Origin of the sequence: Butyricimonas paravirosa (genome assembly GCF_032878955.1) — a bacterium.
Lineage (GTDB): Bacteria > Bacteroidota > Bacteroidia > Bacteroidales > Marinifilaceae > Butyricimonas > Butyricimonas paravirosa.
In genome coordinates this window covers 5,327,666-5,346,699 of sequence record NZ_CP043839.1, presented here as the reverse complement: position 1 = coordinate 5,346,699, position 19,034 = coordinate 5,327,666, and the positions used below count along the sequence as shown (strand labels likewise).

The 19,034-nt window shown below is 44.5% G+C and carries 17 protein-coding genes; 4 read left to right on the top strand and 13 right to left on the bottom strand.

The genetic code is table 11. The features are described 5' to 3' along the window. Positions 1-3 precede the first annotated feature (3 nt). The 7 genes from F1644_RS21490 to F1644_RS21460 are packed head-to-tail and all read right to left on the bottom strand — an operon-like array spanning position 4 to position 6,999. A complete protein-coding gene (locus tag F1644_RS21490; RefSeq protein ID WP_230328304.1) occupies positions 4-1,473 on the bottom strand; it encodes a TolC family protein in 1,470 nt (489 codons plus the stop codon). 16 nt (positions 1,474-1,489) lie between these two features. Then, a complete protein-coding gene (locus F1644_RS21485) occupies positions 1,490-2,677 on the bottom strand; it encodes an ABC transporter permease (RefSeq protein WP_118305008.1) in 1,188 nt (395 codons plus the stop codon). Then, positions 2,674-3,897 carry an ABC transporter permease gene (locus F1644_RS21480; protein WP_118305009.1) on the bottom strand — a complete coding sequence of 408 codons (1,224 nt, stop codon included), beginning with the start codon at positions 3,895-3,897 and terminating at the stop codon, positions 2,674-2,676. The genes F1644_RS21485 and F1644_RS21480 overlap by 4 nt, the downstream gene beginning before the upstream one ends. Before the next feature lie 58 nt (positions 3,898-3,955). Then, positions 3,956-4,525 carry an ABC transporter permease gene (locus F1644_RS21475; protein WP_118594249.1) on the bottom strand — a complete coding sequence of 190 codons (570 nt, stop codon included), beginning with the start codon at positions 4,523-4,525 and terminating at the stop codon, positions 3,956-3,958. Further along, entirely contained in the window at positions 4,515-5,102 is a 588-nt protein-coding gene (locus F1644_RS21470) for an ABC transporter permease (protein WP_158571812.1), read from the bottom strand. Before F1644_RS21470 ends, F1644_RS21475 begins: the two co-directional genes overlap by 11 nt. A gap of 8 nt (positions 5,103-5,110) precedes the next feature. Beyond that, positions 5,111-6,337: an ABC transporter permease gene (locus F1644_RS21465; RefSeq protein WP_087419925.1), complete on the bottom strand. Its 1,227-nt coding sequence runs from the start codon at positions 6,335-6,337 to the stop codon at positions 5,111-5,113. Beyond that, positions 6,334-6,999, bottom strand: coding sequence for an ABC transporter ATP-binding protein (locus F1644_RS21460; RefSeq protein ID WP_087419924.1), 666 nt, complete (start codon positions 6,997-6,999; stop codon positions 6,334-6,336). The genes F1644_RS21465 and F1644_RS21460 overlap by 4 nt, the downstream gene beginning before the upstream one ends. Before the next feature lie 230 nt (positions 7,000-7,229). Between F1644_RS21460 and F1644_RS21455 the strand changes: the two genes are divergently transcribed. From F1644_RS21455 to F1644_RS21440, 4 genes are all read left to right on the top strand, one after another. After that, a complete protein-coding gene (locus tag F1644_RS21455; RefSeq protein WP_118305012.1) occupies positions 7,230-8,432 on the top strand; it encodes a sensor histidine kinase in 1,203 nt (400 codons plus the stop codon). Next, on the top strand, positions 8,417-9,103 hold the full coding sequence (locus F1644_RS21450) for a response regulator transcription factor (RefSeq protein ID WP_158571811.1): 687 nt from the start codon (positions 8,417-8,419) through the stop codon (positions 9,101-9,103). The genes F1644_RS21455 and F1644_RS21450 overlap by 16 nt, the downstream gene beginning before the upstream one ends. A gap of 269 nt (positions 9,104-9,372) precedes the next feature. Further along, positions 9,373-10,014, top strand: coding sequence for a DUF6266 family protein (locus tag F1644_RS21445; RefSeq protein WP_118305014.1), 642 nt, complete (start codon positions 9,373-9,375; stop codon positions 10,012-10,014). Between the two features lie 12 nt (positions 10,015-10,026). Continuing rightward, the gene (locus tag F1644_RS21440) at positions 10,027-10,668 is read left to right on the top strand and encodes a DUF6266 family protein (protein WP_118305015.1); all 642 of its coding nucleotides are present in this window, start codon (positions 10,027-10,029) and stop codon (positions 10,666-10,668) included. Here F1644_RS21440 and F1644_RS21435 read toward each other — a convergent pair whose 3' ends face one another. From F1644_RS21435 to F1644_RS21410, 6 genes are all read right to left on the bottom strand, one after another. Then, positions 10,669-12,765 (bottom strand): KamA family radical SAM protein, encoded by a 2,097-nt coding sequence (locus F1644_RS21435; RefSeq protein WP_118305016.1) that lies wholly within the window; start codon positions 12,763-12,765, stop codon positions 10,669-10,671. Positions 12,766-12,973: 208 nt separating this feature from the next. Then, positions 12,974-13,579, bottom strand: a complete 606-nt coding sequence (locus tag F1644_RS21430) for a hypothetical protein (protein ID WP_087419918.1) — start codon at positions 13,577-13,579, stop codon at positions 12,974-12,976. A 155-nt stretch (positions 13,580-13,734) separates the two neighbouring features. Further along, a complete protein-coding gene (locus F1644_RS21425) occupies positions 13,735-14,259 on the bottom strand; it encodes a nucleoside deaminase (protein WP_148333141.1) in 525 nt (174 codons plus the stop codon). A 3-nt stretch (positions 14,260-14,262) separates the two neighbouring features. Then, positions 14,263-15,108 (bottom strand): prolipoprotein diacylglyceryl transferase, encoded by an 846-nt coding sequence (gene lgt / locus F1644_RS21420; protein WP_209279537.1) that lies wholly within the window; start codon positions 15,106-15,108, stop codon positions 14,263-14,265. Between the two features lie 141 nt (positions 15,109-15,249). Further along, positions 15,250-18,540 carry a preprotein translocase subunit SecA gene (secA, locus tag F1644_RS21415; RefSeq protein ID WP_118305017.1) on the bottom strand — a complete coding sequence of 1,097 codons (3,291 nt, stop codon included), beginning with the start codon at positions 18,538-18,540 and terminating at the stop codon, positions 15,250-15,252. Between the two features lie 159 nt (positions 18,541-18,699). After that, positions 18,700-19,026: a hypothetical protein gene (locus tag F1644_RS21410; protein ID WP_087419915.1), complete on the bottom strand. Its 327-nt coding sequence runs from the start codon at positions 19,024-19,026 to the stop codon at positions 18,700-18,702. Positions 19,027-19,034 lie beyond the last annotated feature (8 nt).

Sequence of the window (19,034 nt, the reverse complement as noted above, 5' to 3'; positions counted from 1 at the left end):
AATCTAATATTTTTCTTGTTGATAAATTATATCTTCTCTCTTTTCAAAATCATACAAAGTCAACCTACGCAAGGCATAAAAATACACCCATGACGAATACAATTGACTCACATAAGTACGTCGGGCATTATCCTGCTCCGTCTGTGCGGCATTCAAATCCAGCACACTGATCTGCCCCAACACGAAAGTCTCGTATGCCGTCTTGTAACGCTTCCGGGCTACGGTATCCGCCAAACGCACGATCTCGTTCAGCCGATTCTGTTCCTGATACTGTTTTACCGCCGTCATCACATCTTGTTCGAAATTCAATGTTTCCTTCTCCACCTGTACCCGTGTGATCTCTGCTTGCGAGCGGGCCAACTCCACCTGTCCCCGTCCCTTTCCCCAATTCAATATCGGAATACTTATCCCCAAACTAACCGCCTCCCGATTTCGTAAATTCTGGTATGTCTCTTTAAAAGTCCTATCACTTCCAGTGAACCCGATCGAAGCATAAACGTCTGCCTTAAACCCTCTCCCGGCTTTTGCTTGTGCCACCTGCTGACGTGCTTGCAGCATCCGGCAAACCACATCATAACGGAAAGGATTATTCCTATTCGCCAGTTCCATAACCTCTTTAAACGTCACCTCGACTTCCGGACACTCTTCCGGCATATCAGGAACAATCACCACACGTTCATTATATCCCAGATAATTACGCAAAGCAAACATTTTCTGCTCGTAAGCCTGCTCAGTCTGGATCAGCGAAGACGAGGCATTCAAGTAATTCAACTTCAATTGCAACAAATCATTATCGGAAATCAATCCCCTCTCCCGTTTTCCTTGTGCTATCTGCATCAGTTTTTCCGAATTTTTCAAATTCTGCCGATCAATATCCACGTTAATCATCGCCAGCAACAAATCGAAATAATACGATATAGCCTGTACTGCCACGTTTTCCATGTTCACGGCAAACTGCTGCTGAGCTTGCTTGTACTTTTCCGGCTCAATCTTCATACTCCATTTCAAGGGATTCGCCGTGATCAACGGCTGTGAGAAAATCACGTTAAACGGCACGCTCATATACTCCGTCGTCTTGTCTCCATCCAACTGGTCCACCCGCTCCACCTGTGATTGTAAGGACAACGCACCTCCAGTCAGCGGGATATTCTGCGTCACCGACAACGCCAACTGCTCCGAAATCGAATTACTGGAAATATATTTGTACGTCCCATCTTCCTTCAAATAACTCGATAACGTCCGGTTAAAACTCGGTAATGTCCCCGTCAATGTCACGTTTGGCAACAAATCGGCCCTATAATTTCGATATTGCCAGTACGCTGATCTCAACTGACTCTTTGCCACCATCGCATCCAGCGACTGTTCCCGTGCCAGACGAATCGCCTCTTCCAAAGAAACAACCTTCTGTTCTTGCTGAGCCGTAACAGGTAAAACTGCCAATAAACACCACCATATAAATAATCCTTTCATCATAGCTCCATTTTTACTGTTACGCTTCTCGCATTGCCTCCACGGGATTCACCTGCACCACTTTATAAGCCGGCCACCAGGCACTAAATACCGCAAAAACAATCATCACGACCAAAGTCATCCCAATCGCAGCCACGTTTACCCCCGTCCATTCATACACGAAACCGAAAAGCACCATTCCCGGCAAGGCAGCCAAAACACTCAAAATTAAACTTTCCGTTACGACAAGACCTATCAAGCGCTGTTTCGTGGCTCCCACCACCAAACGCAAGGCAAATTCCACTTTCCGCTTTTTAGAATTTAGCCAAAACAAACCAAATGTTCCGATAAATGCGAAAAGTAACAAAAAAGCCGTAGGAATAGCCCGCATAGCAACATTGGAAACAACATCGAACATAGATTCTCTTTTCAACCCGCTCATTTCATAACAAAGCGATACCGCCTTTTCTGCTAACCCCAGTCGCTTATATTCCTTGCTAAAACAAGAGTGAAACTCATCCTCGTATCCTTGCTTGATCTTGGCACAACATTCCTCGTAAGAAGATAATTGTTCCTCATCCCTAGGAATGATTATCGCCGTAGGCATATCGGAAAAAACATTTTGTTTCACGCCGGGACTTATCCCCACGATAGTCAACGTACGTCCCCCTAGGTACAATCTTTTCCCTATCGCCTCACTCCACCCCAACTTATCCATCAACTGGCGAGTTATGACTGCCGGACGAGAGCCGTCCTCCAAAACATTATTCGTAAGCCACTCTCCTTCCTCCAATTTCGGTTGAAAAACACTCTCCGCCTCTTTATCAGCAAACTTTACAATAACTCCCACGGATTTCCCATCCGCCTTAACAGTGTCGGCAAACATCCCGTCATAATAAACATCCGAACGTAGATAAGGAGCCAAACCGTTACTCCGGGTTACCGCCACCACGAAGGGTTCCTTCCTCAATTTTTCAATAATAATATTCATTCCCTGTCCCACATCCCGCATATCATCTTGACTACCATTACCTCCACCATGCAACATATACCCGAAAACCACCACGTCATCCGTGTTTAGCAATCCGGGTTCCCGATATTTGTCTATCGCTCCAAACAAAGCCACCATACTCACCATCAGAATAATGAATATCAACACTTGCTCCATCAATACCCCGGCATATTTTTTTCGTTCCTGCCAAAGCATCTTTAATATATGACCAATCATTTAGAACCTCCTTTCAAAACCGTAGCTATATTTTTCCGGGCAATAATATATGCCGGAATTCCACCGGATAATAATGTAAACAACAACGAGAGAGGAAACACCCCGCATAGAATAACCAAATAATCCAAATCCTCTATCAACGATATTTGTCCCTCGTCTCCATTATCAAAAAATGACACGCTGATCCAATCCGCTACCGGGTACGTCAGGAATATACCTAAAATAGCCCCGACAATCACCAACAGGGCGATCTCGGTGATCACTTGCATGAACGAATCCCAAAGCCCTGCTCCCAAAGCTCGTTTCAACGCGATTTCATCCGAATAATTATCCACGTTCGCCATGTTCAAGGTAACAATATTTATTGCGGGAATAAGTAGCAACAAGAGAATAGCCACGGGAATCCCGTAAGCATACAAATCAGAACCGAAATTATCAATTCTTGCCTCCCGGAATGTATATAAATTCTCCGGTTTCACATCCACTTGCATATTCATCTGCCTCCAATAATCCCTGACCGCCACGGCAACATCTTCTTTCATATTTTGGACGGGGACATCCCGGGGAAACAGGACACCCAAATCGTAATACCCAAACCCACGAGGCGAAAAGCTATTAAAAACATGAGGTATCCATATCCCGTCCGCACGAATCGCATAGGTCGAAAAATTACGCACCACGCCGATAACCGTGTACTCTCTCCCCTGAATCTCCATTTTCTGCCCGACAGCACGCTCCCTCTTGAAAAACATCTCTGCCATATCCTCCCTCAACACGACATATGCGTCTTTATTCAGGCATTCCTGTTCCGTGAAAGGACGCCCTTCTATAAAATGGAACTGGTTAATTTTCCAATAACCTCCATTTACAAAAGCAAAAGAAAGTGTCTTACACGCATCATTCACGGCCACCTCCCCGACACTATTATAATACATGAAATAATCCTCTTTCGCCCGTACCCTTTCCATCAACCAAGCTGTCATCTTCGAGTATATACCTCCAACATCCCGTCCATTCATATCTTGAAAAGTGCTGAACACAATTGTCCTATCACCATTTACAAAAGGAGCCTTATTACTGGTTGTATCATACACGAGTTGGAGCATGATAATAATGAACACGAATGTAAACGCAGTACCAATCACGCAGAACAAAGCATACACTTTATTATGCCCTATACTACACAATGCTGATCTTAAATAATTCTTCCATTTATTCATAATCTCTTTATTTACTATTCCTCCCGCATCGCCTCCACGGGATTCATGCTCTTTTTCTTCACTTCAACGTCACCGCCGGGTTTACCTTCGTCACCCGGTAAGCCGGATACCAAGTACTCAACATCGAAAACATAACCATAACAAGCACCGTTATGCACACACCCGTCCATTCCGGCAAAGTATACTCATAAATAAACATGGACAAGAGAACTCCGGGCACACAGGCTAGTAAAGTAACAACAAAGCTTTCCAACATCACGAACACGAGTAACTTACGGGGAGTCGCACCCACGGCCAACCTCAAAGCAAATTCTCGTACTCGTCTTTCCGAATTCTGCATAAACAAGCCAAACGTACCGATAAATGCGAAAACAAACAGGAATATCGTGGGAACGGCTTGTAACATAATATTCACGAATGTTGTACTACATGCACCTCTTTTAGCTAACTCCATATTTATCGCAAACGGCTGAGCTTCTTGAACGGGTATCAATCGTTGAAATTCATTATAATAAGCCATAATAAACTCCTCCCCCTTGCCCGGCTCTACACGAACACAAAGTTCCCGAAACATATCATCATTCCCCATCGTATTACATGGTATAATGATCGTTGGATCAGAATCCAAAAAAAATCTTATGTTTTATTCCGGATAGCACCCCCGTCACCGTAAAATTATTTCCTCTCATAAAAATTTTACGTCCAAGAGTTTGCGTCCATTTTAATTTATCAACGAGTTGTTGCGTAACGACACAAGCGGACGATCCATCCGCCAATCTATTGTCCGTGAGCCATTCGCCCTCCACAATTTCCAGATGAAACACCTTACAAGCCTCCTCGTCTGCTCCTTTGTAATTCACACGATACATTTTTCCTTCAACACGAATACTGTCATACCAAGCATACTCTCCCACATAAGGAGTCATCGCCATACTTTGTGTAATCCCGACCACATAATCCAACTTCTTCAAATTATCTGCCACAACATCAATACATCCTCCGATCCCTTCCTTATCGCAATCTTCACTCGCAAGTACATAACCAAAACAAACCGTATTATCCGTATCTAGCAATCCCGGCGAATACATCTTATCCAAAGTTACAAAGACAGAAACCACCACCAGCATCAATACAATGCAAACCGTTACCTGCTCTATGAAAATCCCATAAAATAATTTCCACGAATTCCTGATAGTCTTAAACACGTGCCCGATCATTCAGCACCTCCTTTCAGTACCACCGCCATATTTTTCCTCACAGCCAAGCAAGCGGAACAACCGCCCGTCAGCAGTGTAAATACAAGCATTAGAGGGAAAATTCCACCCAGTATAACCAAGGAATTAATATCCGTAACCAAAGAATCCGTACCGCCCGTCACGCCATTAACACACACCTCCTCGATCCAGTAAACCATCGGAAAAAACAACAATAATCCAAAGAACACCCCAACAACCACAAGAATCAGATTCTCCGTCATCATCTGAAAGAAAAGGGCCGAACGAGGAGCCCCTATCGCTCTTCTTATTGCAATTTCCTCGGATTGTTTATTCGAATTCGCCACGTTCAATGTCATGATATTAATCGCCGGAATAACCAAAAGGAGCAAAAGCACAACAGGTACCCCATATGCCAACAAGCGGACTCCCACTCGGCGAATCAAACTCTCTCTCATCGTGTACAACGTTTCCGCGGAAACATCTACTTCCTCCCCTTGACGAGAATAATAATTCTTCACCACACGTACGATGCCCTGCTTTGCAGCAATCACAGGCATCTCATCCGGGAACAAAACATAAATCTCATAAAAACGATCCCCGCTAGGTGTAAATGTATTATACTTATCCGACAACCAGAACTTCCCGGATATTCCCGTTGTAAAAATAGAAACATCTTTCACCACCCCTGTGATTGTGTAAACGACCTTTTGACACTCTATTTTTTTGCCCACGGCACTCTCTTCCTTGAATAAAATATCTGCCATACTTTTATCTATCACGGCAACGGGTTGTTTCTTATCGAATTCTTGCCGTGAAAACGCACGCCCTTCTTGAAATTCAAACTGAAAAACATTCCAATAATCTGCATTCACGTAATTTACCGGGCGAGTAATAAATGTATGCTCACCAAAAACATCCGCAATCTCAGTGTGGCTGACTGCATACAAATCATATCCCTGTATTTCCTCCATAAAACCACTTACTTCCTTGGCAGAAATTTTATATAAAGGGTTACCTTGTGGATCTAAAAATTCATCAACACAAACAATCCGGTCCGCATTCACCATCGGCGGCTCGTTACCAACAACAGAATAAACGAGTTGCAACACGATCGCGATAAACACGAACGCCAACGCCGTACCCAACACGTAAAAAATTGCAAACGACAGGTTGTGCCGGATATGGTAAAACGCTGGAATTATATAATTTTTCCATCGATTCATAACACTAACTTTCCGTCAAACAAACGAATGATCCGTCCGGTTTCCTCCGCCAATCTCTCATCATGCGTCACCATCACGATTGTCGTCCCCTCCCGGTTCAATTGTACGAGTAAATCCATGATCTCCGTTCCCATCTTACTATCCAAATTTCCCGTCGGCTCGTCCGCCAGAATCACTTTCGGCTGCCCGATCAACGCCCTCGCTATCGCCACCCGTTGGCATTGTCCCCCGGACAACTGCGAGGGGAAATGTTTCAAGCGATGAGTCAACCCGACCTTTTCAATTAATTCCAGTGCCCTTTTCTTATTGGCCGATGCAGAACTTCCCCGGCGATACAACATCGGCAGCAACACGTTATCCAACACGTTCAACGATGGGATCAAATGGAAACTCTGGAAAATAAATCCTAGTTTCTGGTTACGAATCCTCGCCATATCCCGATCATACAAAGAATCTGCCCGGACATCATCAATAATCACCCAACCACTCGTTGGCTTATCCAACAACCCCATAATATTCAACATCGTACTCTTTCCACACCCCGAAGGTCCCATGATAGCCACAAACTCACCTTTCTCCACCGTCAAATTAATATCTTCCAATGCCCGTGTCTCCACTTCGCTCGTGTAAAACGTTTTATTAATATTTTCTAAAGTTATCATATGATTTAAGTATTAGTTGATTCATGATTTATTTTACCATTACAAACATAACGAACTCCCTCCTAGGAAACCTCCCCGAATTATTGTAAAACTATTGTAAAATTTCGCTCCCGACATATCGCTCAACCACAACTCCTTGTAAAATCAATTCTAAATACGTAATTTCGTCTCGTCTATGTGACGGCAACCATTCAACAAACGTGCATGTTGAAATGGTAAAAGGAAAGTGAATGAAACACGATTTAAGAATAATAGGTTATATCACGTTCACGATATTCATTTTATTGTGGATCAATCAATTATTCTCCGGTATTAAATTATACGAAACCGTCAAGACACGCTGGCAAATTCACATGGATTCTATTATCGAATCAGTTATTCCCCCATACATAGAAATATTACAAACGGACTCCGTTCAAGAACGAACCCATCTTTTCTCGTCATTAGACAGCATATTACGCCCCCAAGCACCCGATGCCGTTCATTTCACCATCGCACAATTAGACAGCACAAATCAAATCATAGTCCGGTTCCAGCATCACAAAACACGCACGCCCGACATAACACGAGGAAAAAACTTCCCGATAAATAATCTTTCCCACGAATCCTTGGCCATTTATTACAATTTTCCAATCTCCTTCTTTTTAGAGGAATCATGGCAAGACATCCTCGCCATTGTCGCGCTGACACTACTACTTGTTCTAGGTTTACAATACCTCTCCCACGCCCAACAACATCTATCCCGCCTTCAAGAAGAAATGATTAAACAAGTCGTGCATGACTGGAAGACCCCTCTTGCAAGTATCGTCACCCTGTCTGAACTTGTAGAAAAGAAATCCATCCCCGAGGATGACGAAAAGGGACGTGCGAAAATCCGGCTCATCCAAGAAGAAGCCAACCGACTGAAAACAAGCTCTCAGCAATTGCTTAAAACGTTAAGCGGGCTCGCCCACTTGAACATCACCCGGGACGAATTTAACCTGAAAAACGAGATACTCTCGTTATTCGAGAAACAATACCTCGCCAACCACGGACAAAAAAATATCCAGTTAAACTTGCGCTATCTCGTTGAATCCGAAACTGTTTATGCATCACATTTCTACCTACTCGGCGCTCTTCAAAATCTCTTGGATAATGCCGTGAAATACAGCGGAGAAACGCCACAGATCACCGTAATCTGTTACCAAAAAAGAGGAACCTTCGTTATAGAAATAAGGGACAACGGTCCCGGTATTCCCAAAAAGCAACAAAAATATATTTTCAACAAATATTATCAGGCAAACAAAGACTCTACCAATAAAAAAGGATACGGTTTAGGCTTGACATACGTCTACAACGTCATCAAAGCCCACAAGGGAAAAATCACGGTGGACAGCCCGCCGGGAAAAGGATGTACATTCACGATATACTTACGCAAATGGAAGAAAAAATAAATATACTCTATGCCGAGGACAATACCACGGCCGCCATGATATACACGGAAATCCTTGAAGAAGCCGGGTACACGGTAACCCTTGCCAAAGAGGGGAACAAGGCGTGGCAACTATACGAAACCGGAGCTTGGGATCTCCTGTTACTTGACATGGACCTACCGGGAAAAGACGGCCACGAACTGATTCGCCTCGTACGGGAAAAAGGGGATCAGGTCCCGATCGTGATTCTCAGTTCCGTCAATCACAACCATGCCCTGTACGAGGGAGCCGACGATTATCTCGTGAAAGGTTGTAGCGTGGACGACGTGAAAGCTCGCTTGGACAAGGCTATCGCCAGAACCAAACGATTGAACACGGAAAAAGAACAAGGCCTTTTCCGCATCTCTCCCGACACCACCTTCAACAAAAACAACCGACTGCTCACCATCTCCGGCAAACGAGAAGAGTTGAAAAGTATGGAATCAAACATCTTATGGCTATTCTGCCTGCGGATCAACGAGGTGATTCCCACCGTGGAAATGTGCGAAACGCTCTGGGGTGTCTATACCACAGACAAGGAAAAAGCCCTCACCAGATACGTCTGCCTGCTGAATAAAAAACTGAAAGCGGATAAAAGCATCGCCATCCAAAACGAATTTGCTCGAGGTTACAAACTCGTGAACGGCTTGTAGTATAAAAATTCACCCTAGGCCCTCAAATACATAAATGCAAATTAATGTCACAAAATGTGACATTATCACTAACATATTCTTACCAAATTGCGAGCCGCTCCCATTCCGGCCCTATCCCCCTCCTACAATCAAAATTAAATATTGCAATTAATTTGTTTTTTTAAAGTAATCTATCTACATTTGAAAACTCCTATATAGCATTATTTTAGTCTCAAAATAGGAGACTGACTCATAAACACGACCGAAAGGTCAACAAAATCAGAAAATACATGGCAACATTAAACGATTCGGTATTACAAGGAGCCTCCGGGAAAATCGGGGGATACGTGACTTACTCGGTAGGAAACAAAACGTATGCCCGAAAATTGGCAGACACCATCAGCAACCCGCGTTCGGAAGGACAAACGACACAACGTTCAAAGCTCCCCGGAGCCCAGACCATGTATCGTGCCACACGAGGAAGCATGCTGGAAAAAGTGTACGCGCTCGTGGCTCGGGAAGAGGAACGACGCTCCGGCTACCACTGGTTCCTTCACGCAAACATGAATATGTTCGGCCCGAATGACTACATCGATTACCCCCGGCTAGTCCTGTCGGATGGTAGCCTGCAATTACCTTTCGGGATGAAAGCCACGGCCATTCACGCAAACAAACTGGAACTGGAGTGGCTGGATAACACGTCAACCGTCACCGCACAAGCGACCGACCAACTGACCGTTGTCGCCATCTTTGACAACGAACCCTATCAACCCGTCGTGCTGGATGACACGGGATTCTGCCGATCAGATGGAAAAGCCATCGTACCCGTCCCGGAAGGAACATGGACAACAGCCCATTTATATTGCTTTTTCGCTGCCCAAGACGGGAAACGTTACTCCCCCTGCATGTATTTCTCTATTTCCAAATCTTAAAACACGAATATCATGGCAATCTTTAAACCGACCATATTTCAAGACATCTCCGGTTCCGTCGGCAACGTAACCTCCTACAAAGTGGGTAAAACTCAAATCGCGAGAGGAAAACCGGGTTTCGTGAAGGACGCAAAAACCCCGGAACAATTGAAACAACGTGCCAGACTTAGCCTGATCACGAAATTGCGTCGCCGTTTCCTCAAAATCCTATCCGTGGGGTATTGTTCCCCCTCCGGCAAGATATGCGCCAACTGCTTCACCCGTGACAATATTCACAAAGTGAACGCGGATGACGTGGAAAATCCCACCGTGGACCTGTTGACACTCTCGCTCTCCGGTGGCGGGTTACGCTTACCCCTCATCGAGGCAGAAGTGGACAAGGAAAAACGGCTGGTCACCTTCCGGTGGAAACAACAACCATTAATGCCTTTCATGGCAAAGGAAGACCGCTTGATGGGTGTAATTCACGAACGGGAAGAAAAGAAAAGCCGGCTCGTGGAACTCGGAACTAGAGGCACAAGCGGGGAAGAAGAATGGCCGTTACCGGAAGACTGGGACGTGAATCAACTAGTCGTGTACGGTTTCGCTGTCAGCGCAAACGGGCAGAACGCGTCGGGGACACTGGGATTACTCGAAACTAACGGGGACGCCTGATCACGAATCAATTTCCAGATTCGTGAAATCCCCCGTGATTTCAATTCTCGGTTCCGGATATTCAAAAAGGGCAAAACGGGATTCCGTGCGCCCTTCAGCATAATCCCACAACGAACTGTAATCCTCCACACGTTCACCCAACGCTTGCAATTGGCGTAAATAAGCCGCGATCGACTTGCTTTCCACGATATAAATCTCCCCCTCGTGATCCACTTGAGGGCTATGCCGTCGTCCCGCGTCCAGAGAAAAACGTAAAATACGCTTCCCCTCCTTTGTCATCCCGACCGTCTGGTACGTCATGCTCTTCCCGATTCCGGGCAGGTTCATCACGTTTCGATCCGTGGCCAGAAACGGTTGCCGGTATTTGTCCAACAAATCCGGTAATTCAGCGGGAATCCTTTCCGGGTATTCCAACAATTCCAAGACCTCCTTTTCCAGCTCCACGGGCAAATCCCCGTACACTTTTTCCTCCAACATCTCTTGTAGCGAACGACTATTCGGGACAAACAAGGCATAATTCTCCTCGAATCCCTTCACGGAAAAAGTGTAATACGTCAGAATACCGATTCGATTCAGTACCTCTCTCAACCTCGCCGTATGTCCCCGACGTGAAGCCGCCACCGTGAACACGGCCTGATTGGTGATAATCCATCCGGCCTCCAGCAAGCACCGGGTAGCCTGAATCACCTCCTCGGTCACTTCCAAAGGCGACTCGAAATGAGTCTGTATGAAAAATTGCTGAATCCCGACCTGTTCCGCCTTCTCCCGGAATCTTTTCAACACCTCGATCAACCCGTCATTTACACGACTGGGTAAATAAGCCAACAACCTCGAACCCAATCTCACCCGTTGAATCTCGGCATATTTTTCTCCTTTCCCACGTCGCTTGTTCAATTCTCGCTTGCGCACGGCCATACGGAAAACAGCATCCAAGATTTTTTCCAACGTCTGGTTTTGACTCATCAGTGCATCCCCTCCCGTAATCAAAATATCCCGCAATTGAGAATCATGCTCGTAATACATCATCAAGCGCTCCATCTTGACTTCCCACCCGTCTGTCGGTTTCAGCCGATCCAAGTTAAAATTCAAATGTCCTTTCTGAAAGTCGTACATACGCTGGCATAAAGCGCACAGCCCACAAGCCCGTCCCATCGAATCCGGGATGAAAATAGCCACTTCGGGATAACGACGATGAATATTCGTGGCATTGGGCAACAACCACCCGGCAGCATTCGGTTTTCCCGGTTCCACCACATCCTCTTTCTCCCACGCCCGGATCCGCCCAAAATTCTCCACCAGCTCCTCGGAATAGATCACGTAACTCCGAATCGTGGAATCATCGTACCCATCCGTCCGAACGCTCAACAAGGAAAGATAATAGGGTGTCACGAAAAACGGGATTCCTTTCTGTTTCGCCCGGTGTAAAAGCTCCATTAACTCCGGCGATAACGTGTCACCCATGAACAGATTCAACTCATCCGGTTCCCGGACGGCTAAAGCGAGATGAAATTTATAATCCCCCCACCATTCACCCACCAACTCCCGTTTTCTCTCCATGCTCATTCCCTCTTCAAAACGATAACGGGTATTCAACTTATCTCTCTTCTCTATTTTCCCAATCAACAAACCACGTATCCGCTCCCGGTTCTCCCGTCGCTCTTGAGTTACATCCTCATCCATCCCGGTTTTCCAACGTCCCCGCCATTGGTCACATTGCACCCGCTCCGGTAAAACGACTTCATCTGTCTGGTATTTCTTAAATAGATAATACCAATCCAACAAAAAATCCGGATGTATGCCATCCCCCTCTCCCCGTAAAGCTTGCCATAACCATTTAATCGGTTCATAACGAATCTTCTCCCCCGTGGAAAAATCACGAATATGCCGGGTCTCGTTCATAAACATCCGGAAAAATCGTTTTATAGACGAAGAAGTAGAATATTTTGTCAAAGCGGCACGCACGTACCCCTTCAGAAATTGTTCAAACTCTTTCCAATCCTTACTAAGGCTTGCACCTTGCATGATCGCCGGAAACTCCCGCTCAAATAAACTCACCAACTCTATACACGAAAAATTCAATACATCTTTCTCCTTCACATTTTCTCCTTATCTTAGATTAAACAAAAACGACAAACGGATATCGCCCAAACAAGTCCCCGGAAGTCAGGGTTTCGAATATTTATATAGGAAATAAATACTTGATGTTTACAAATTTAATAAAAAAAGAGAAAATTCGCAACCAACAAACAAAAAAAAGACGCCGCAACCTTGTGGACACGGCGTCTTTTTCAATATTTACGTGATCTTATTTAAGATCTTCTTCTGTCAGATTTTCCAACAATTTACCATACATCATTCCGGAACAACCCAATATCATGGCCATATAAATAACCATCAAACAAAATGCAATAATAACCCCGATAAACGGAATCCAAGTCAATAACAAGGAAGCTACTAAAAAGGCTATATAAACAACAAACATCACGGCAAAAATGATCCATTTGTTGCCATAAGTCATTTTATTACTCAATGATAAGGCTTTGGCCGGATTCACCCCCTTGTCCAGTACAAGATAAAGGGCTTGACTCCAAATAATCCCCAACACGATACCGGGTACAACAAGAAAAACCATGGCCATCAACACCCCTGCCGTGTACCACCCACAAGTCAAAAAGAACTCACCCATATAACGATAATATTGTTTCTCGAAAATACAGAGAGGGGAAAAAATCTCACCTTTACTGAATTTAATGGGGATCGTCATGATAGCTATCGTGGTTCCCACATTCACGTAAGGAATCCAGATCGTTAAAAGCCATAATACAATTGCTCCCAAAAGAGAAGGCAGATTTTTCATTCCCACCAAAAAACCTTGCGATAACACGCTACCAAAGTCTAATTTCTTTTCCATAGTTCTAAATTTAGGTTGAGTAATTAAATCCTACACACGACCTACCACGTTGTCATTCACAAATATAACAAATTTAAACGGAATAACAATTTCATTTAGAACACGAAAAAGAGAAGATATTAGAAAAAGGGAGTCAAAAAAATTGACTCCCTTTTCTAATATCTCGTTTTATTATTGGTTGTCTGCCAAAGCCTGAATTCCTCTCCCGCACCCTCTTCCCGTTTGTTCTCAAAAGGGATACAACGCATAGGCCCATCCAACACGATCTCTTTATAGATAAAAGAATCATCAAATCCACCGACAGCGGCATCCTCCTTCGTACAGGCATAATACACCCGTTCCGGTCTCGCCCAGTAAATCGCCCCTAAACACATGGGACACGGTTCACAACTGGAATAAATTTCACACCCCTTCAACTGGAAAGAATCAAGTTGCTTACAAGCCTTGCGAATAGCATTCACTTCCGCATGAGCCGTGGGATCATTATCCGGAACAACCGTATTCCCGGAAGTTGCGATAATCTTACCATCCCGCACAACTACCGCCCCGAACGGTCCTCCCGTCCCCTTCTCCACGTTCTCCACGGCAATACGAATTGCCTCCTTCATAAATTCCGGATTATAAGAGTTCGCCTCCGGCGAGTTGCAGGTTGATTGGTTACAAGTTACAGATTCTTTCATCTTTTAGTTTTTAACTTTTATCTTTTTCCCGCTTCTCCAGATCATGTAAATCCCGATCAGCACAAACGGAATACTCAACCATTGCCCCATATTCAAGGTCATGGCGTTTTCAAATTCTTCTTGGTTCTCTTTCACAAACTCGATCACAAAACGAGCGGTAAAGATCAGTACCAAAAACATTCCAAAAAGAAAGCCCTGACGATCTTTCGCTTTCGTCTTCCAATACAAATGCATTAAAACAGCAAAACTGATCAAATAACAAATCGCCTCGTACAACTGTGCAGGATGACGGGGAGTCATCGGATCAGGCATCCCGGAATGTACAAAACGGAATCCCCAAGGTAGCTCTGTCGGTAAGCCGACAATCTCCGAGTTCATCAGATTTCCCATCCGGATAAAGAAACCGGCCAATGCGATTGGAATTACGGCACGATCCAGAATCCAAAATATTGATTTCCTACTTACCTTCTTGGAATAGTACCACAACCCGGCAATAATACCGATTGCAGCCCCGTGGCTGGCCAACCCTTGGTATCCCGTAAAACGGAATTCCGGTTGAAACCGAACCGGTAGAATAATTTCAAACGGATGAGCGCTATAATATGCCCAATCATAAAAGAAACAATGTCCCAACCGGGCCCCGATCACCGTGGCAACCGCCACGTATATCCACAACTTATCCAACCACTGCTGGCTTAACCCTTCCGACTTGAACATCTTCTCCTCTACCTTATACCCGCACACGAAAGCCAAGGCGAATAATAACCCGTAATAACGAATCGAGAAACCACCTAAACTAATTAATTCGGGACTAACATCCCAATTGATAAATAATGAAACCAATGTCATAATTTTAAATTTTAAATTGTAGATTTTAAATTATCATGCAATAATCCAAAACCTACAATTATTAATTACTTTAGATTTTGAAGTCAAATTTTATCTTGTAAAACCCAATCTAAAATTTAAAATCTAAAATCTAAAATTATTCTATTCTTCCCCCTTCCCGTGGCAATTCTTGTATTTCTTACCACTTCCGCAAGGACACGGATCATTACGTCCTACCTTGGGGCCCACTTTCACGGGCTCGGTTTTACGGGGAGCTTGATTGGTCTGAGCGGCAGGAGCATCACTACGTCCCGTACGCATCTTACTTAAATCGGTTCGTTTCTCTTCAGCCTGTTTCACTTCTTCAGGAGCCTCAAAAGGAATTTGTCCCTTCATCAAAGTAGACACGACATTCTTGTTGATTTTGTCCACCATACTCTTGAATAAGTTGAATGACTCGAACTTATAGATCAATAACGGGTCTTTCTGCTCGTAAGTTGCATTCTGCACGGATTGTTTCAAATCATCCATTTCACGCAAATGCTCTTTCCACGCGTCATCGATATGAGCCAACATGATAGACTTCTCGTAAGCACGGATCAACTCCTCACCTTCAGATTTATACGTCTTCTCAAGATTAGCCACGACATTGTAAGCCCGTTTCCCATCGGTAAACGGTACCACGATATTCTTGAACATTTCTCCTCTCTGCTCGAAAACATTCTTGATCACCGGGAACGCCTGTTTAGCGATAGTCTCCGTCTTACGACTGAATGTATCCCGTACTTCTTTGTACAGTCTCTCCGTCAAATTGTCGGCAGAAGTCTTCTGGAAATCCTCCTCTTTTATATCAAAGTCTACGGCAAGATATTTCAACACATCCATACGGAAACCTTCTAAATCATTAGCCTCCTTGTGTTCTTCCACCAATGTCTCGCAAACATCATACATATTGTTGGCAATATCCACACCGATTCTCTCTCCCAGTAACGCATGGCGTCTCTTCTTGTAGATCACCTCACGTTGAGAGTTCATCACGTCGTCATATTCCAACAAACGCTTACGAATACCGAAGTTATTTTCCTCCACCTTACGTTGCGCACGCTCGATAGATTTGGTAATCATGGAATGTTGAATAACGTCACCTTCCTCATGTCCCAAACGGTCCATCACCCGAATGATTCTCTCGGAACTGAACAAACGCATCAGATCATCTTCCAATGACACGAAGAACTGAGAAGAACCCGGGTCACCCTGACGTCCGGCACGACCTCTCAACTGACGGTCTACACGACGAGAATCGTGACGTTCCGTACCGATAATGGCCAAACCACCCGCGGCACGTACCTCCGGACTTAACTTGATGTCAGTACCACGACCGGCCATATTCGTAGCAATCGTAACCACCTGTGATTTACCGGCCTCTGCAACAATATCAGCCTCCCGTTGATGCAATTTCGCATTCAACACGTTATGCTTAATACCCCGCAATTTCAACATACGGCTCAACAACTCGGAAACCTCGACGGAAGTCGTACCCACCAACACCGGGCGGCCTTCTCCAACCAATCGGGTAATCTCCTCGATCACCGCGTTATATTTTTCACGTTTTGTCTTGTACACGTAATCATTAGCATCCTTTCGGATCACCGGTTTGTTTGTCGGGATAACCACAACGTCCAGTTTGTAAATATCCCAGAACTCACCCGCTTCCGTCTCTGCCGTACCGGTCATACCGGCTAACTTATGGTACATACGGAAATAGTTCTGTAAGGTGATCGTGGCAAATGTCTGCGTGGCAGCCTCTACTTTCACGTTTTCCTTCGCTTCAATAGCTTGGTGCAAACCGTCTGAATAACGACGTCCTTCCATGATACGCCCCGTCTGCTCGTCCACAATCTTCACCTTGTTGTCGATAACCACGTATTCAACATCCAATTCGAACAACGTGTATGCTTTCAACAACTGGTTCACCGTGTGTACACGCTCAGATTTGGCGGCATAACTTTGCACCATCTGATCTTTTTTCTCCAGTTTCTCTTCCTCCGTCAGGTTCATCTTATCGATCTCTGCCAATTCAGAACCCACATCCGGCAAGATAAAGAAGTTCGGATCTTCACCCGCAGCCGTAATCGTATCATGTCCTTTATCCGTCAAATCGATAGAGTTCTGTTTCTCATCAATCACGAAATAAAGTTCATCCGTAATCTCCGGCATACGACGGTTATTCTCCTGCATATAAACATTCTCGGTTTTCACCAAGGTAGCCTTGTTTCCTTGTTCACTCAAGAACTTGATCAATGGCTTATATTTGGGTAATCCCTTATATGCTCTCAACAACAATATAGCCCCCTGTTCCTCTTGTTTCCGATCACCGCTAGCCAACAACGTTTTAGCTTCCGTGAAAATCCGGGCAACCAACTCACGCTGCATACGCACCAACTTCTCCACACGAGGTTTGTACTCGTCAAACATCTGAATGTCCCCCTTCGGAACCGGACCCGAAATAATCAACGGGGTACGGGCATCATCGATCAACACGGAGTCAACCTCATCGACAATCGCATAATGATGTTTGCGTTGTACCAGGTCTTCCGGGTGAATAGCCATGTTATCTCTCAAATAGTCGAAACCGAATTCATTGTTCGTTCCGAAAGTAATATCTGCCTGATAAGCTTTCCGTCTCTCCGGGGAATTCGGCTCCGTCTTGTCAATACAATCTACCGACAACCCGTGAAACATATAAAGAGGTCCCATCCACTCGGAGTCACGTTTTGCCAGATAATCATTGACCGTAACCACGTGTACTCCGCGACCAGTCAAGGCATTCAAGAATACAGGCAAGGTAGCCACCAACGTTTTACCTTCACCGGTAGCCATCTCGGCAATCTTACCTTGGTGTAACACGGAACCACCTATCAACTGCACGTCATAGTGAACCATGTCCCAGGTAACCTCGTTACCTCCGGCCAACCAAGAGTTGAAGTAAACGGCATCCTCACCGTCAATCTCCACGAAATCTTTCGTTACGGCCAAATCACGATCAAAATCGTTAGCCTTCACGACGATCTCTTTATTTTCTTTGAAACGTCTTGCCGTATCTTTCATCACGGCAAACGCCAAAGGCAATATTTCATTTAGAACATCCTCTAACTTCGTGTTAATCTGTTCTTCCAGCTTATCAATTCGGTTATAAATTTCCTCTCTTTCCTCGATCGAAGGTTTCTCATTCTCTACTTTTGCTTTCAAAGAAGCAATTTCATCCTCTTCTGCCTTCACGTGGGCATGAATCTTTGCTTTCAGATCAGCTGAAATCTGTCTCAACTCATCATGGCTCACGCCTTTAATCTTTTCCCACTCTGCATTTACTTTTGACGCGATCGGCAATAATTCTTTCAAGTCACGATCAGACTTGTTACCAAAAAGACTTTTTAATATATCGTTAAATCCCATAGTTTTATATAATTGAAAAATGAAAACAAATTAATTTATGATTTATGAATTACGATTTACGATTCAGAAAAACACTAGCTAGTAGGTAGAAATCACCTAATCTAAAATCACAAATCAAGAAATTAGTAGGATCGTAAATCTAAAATCATAAATCCGAAATCATTCCATTTTCCCGGGAGCCCGGATGGGATTTGCTGCAATTTCCGGGACTTTCCAACCCGGTAGAACGACAGACGAGTAAGTAGTATAAACTTTTACGGCATCCACGGTTTCCGCGTGACTCTGATTGTAGAAATCACCATAATCGAAATCCTCCGTGGATCTTTTCTCGGTAGAAACCGTGATAACCTTCTCGGTAGAAGAAACCAACAAACGATAGCAATCTGTCCTAACAGATACATTCCCCCCACGCACATTTATCGGCAGGGTTGCCACGCATCCGGCGACAACATACAAGGCTGCTATCAAATATTTGTTCATTTCCATACCGCCAA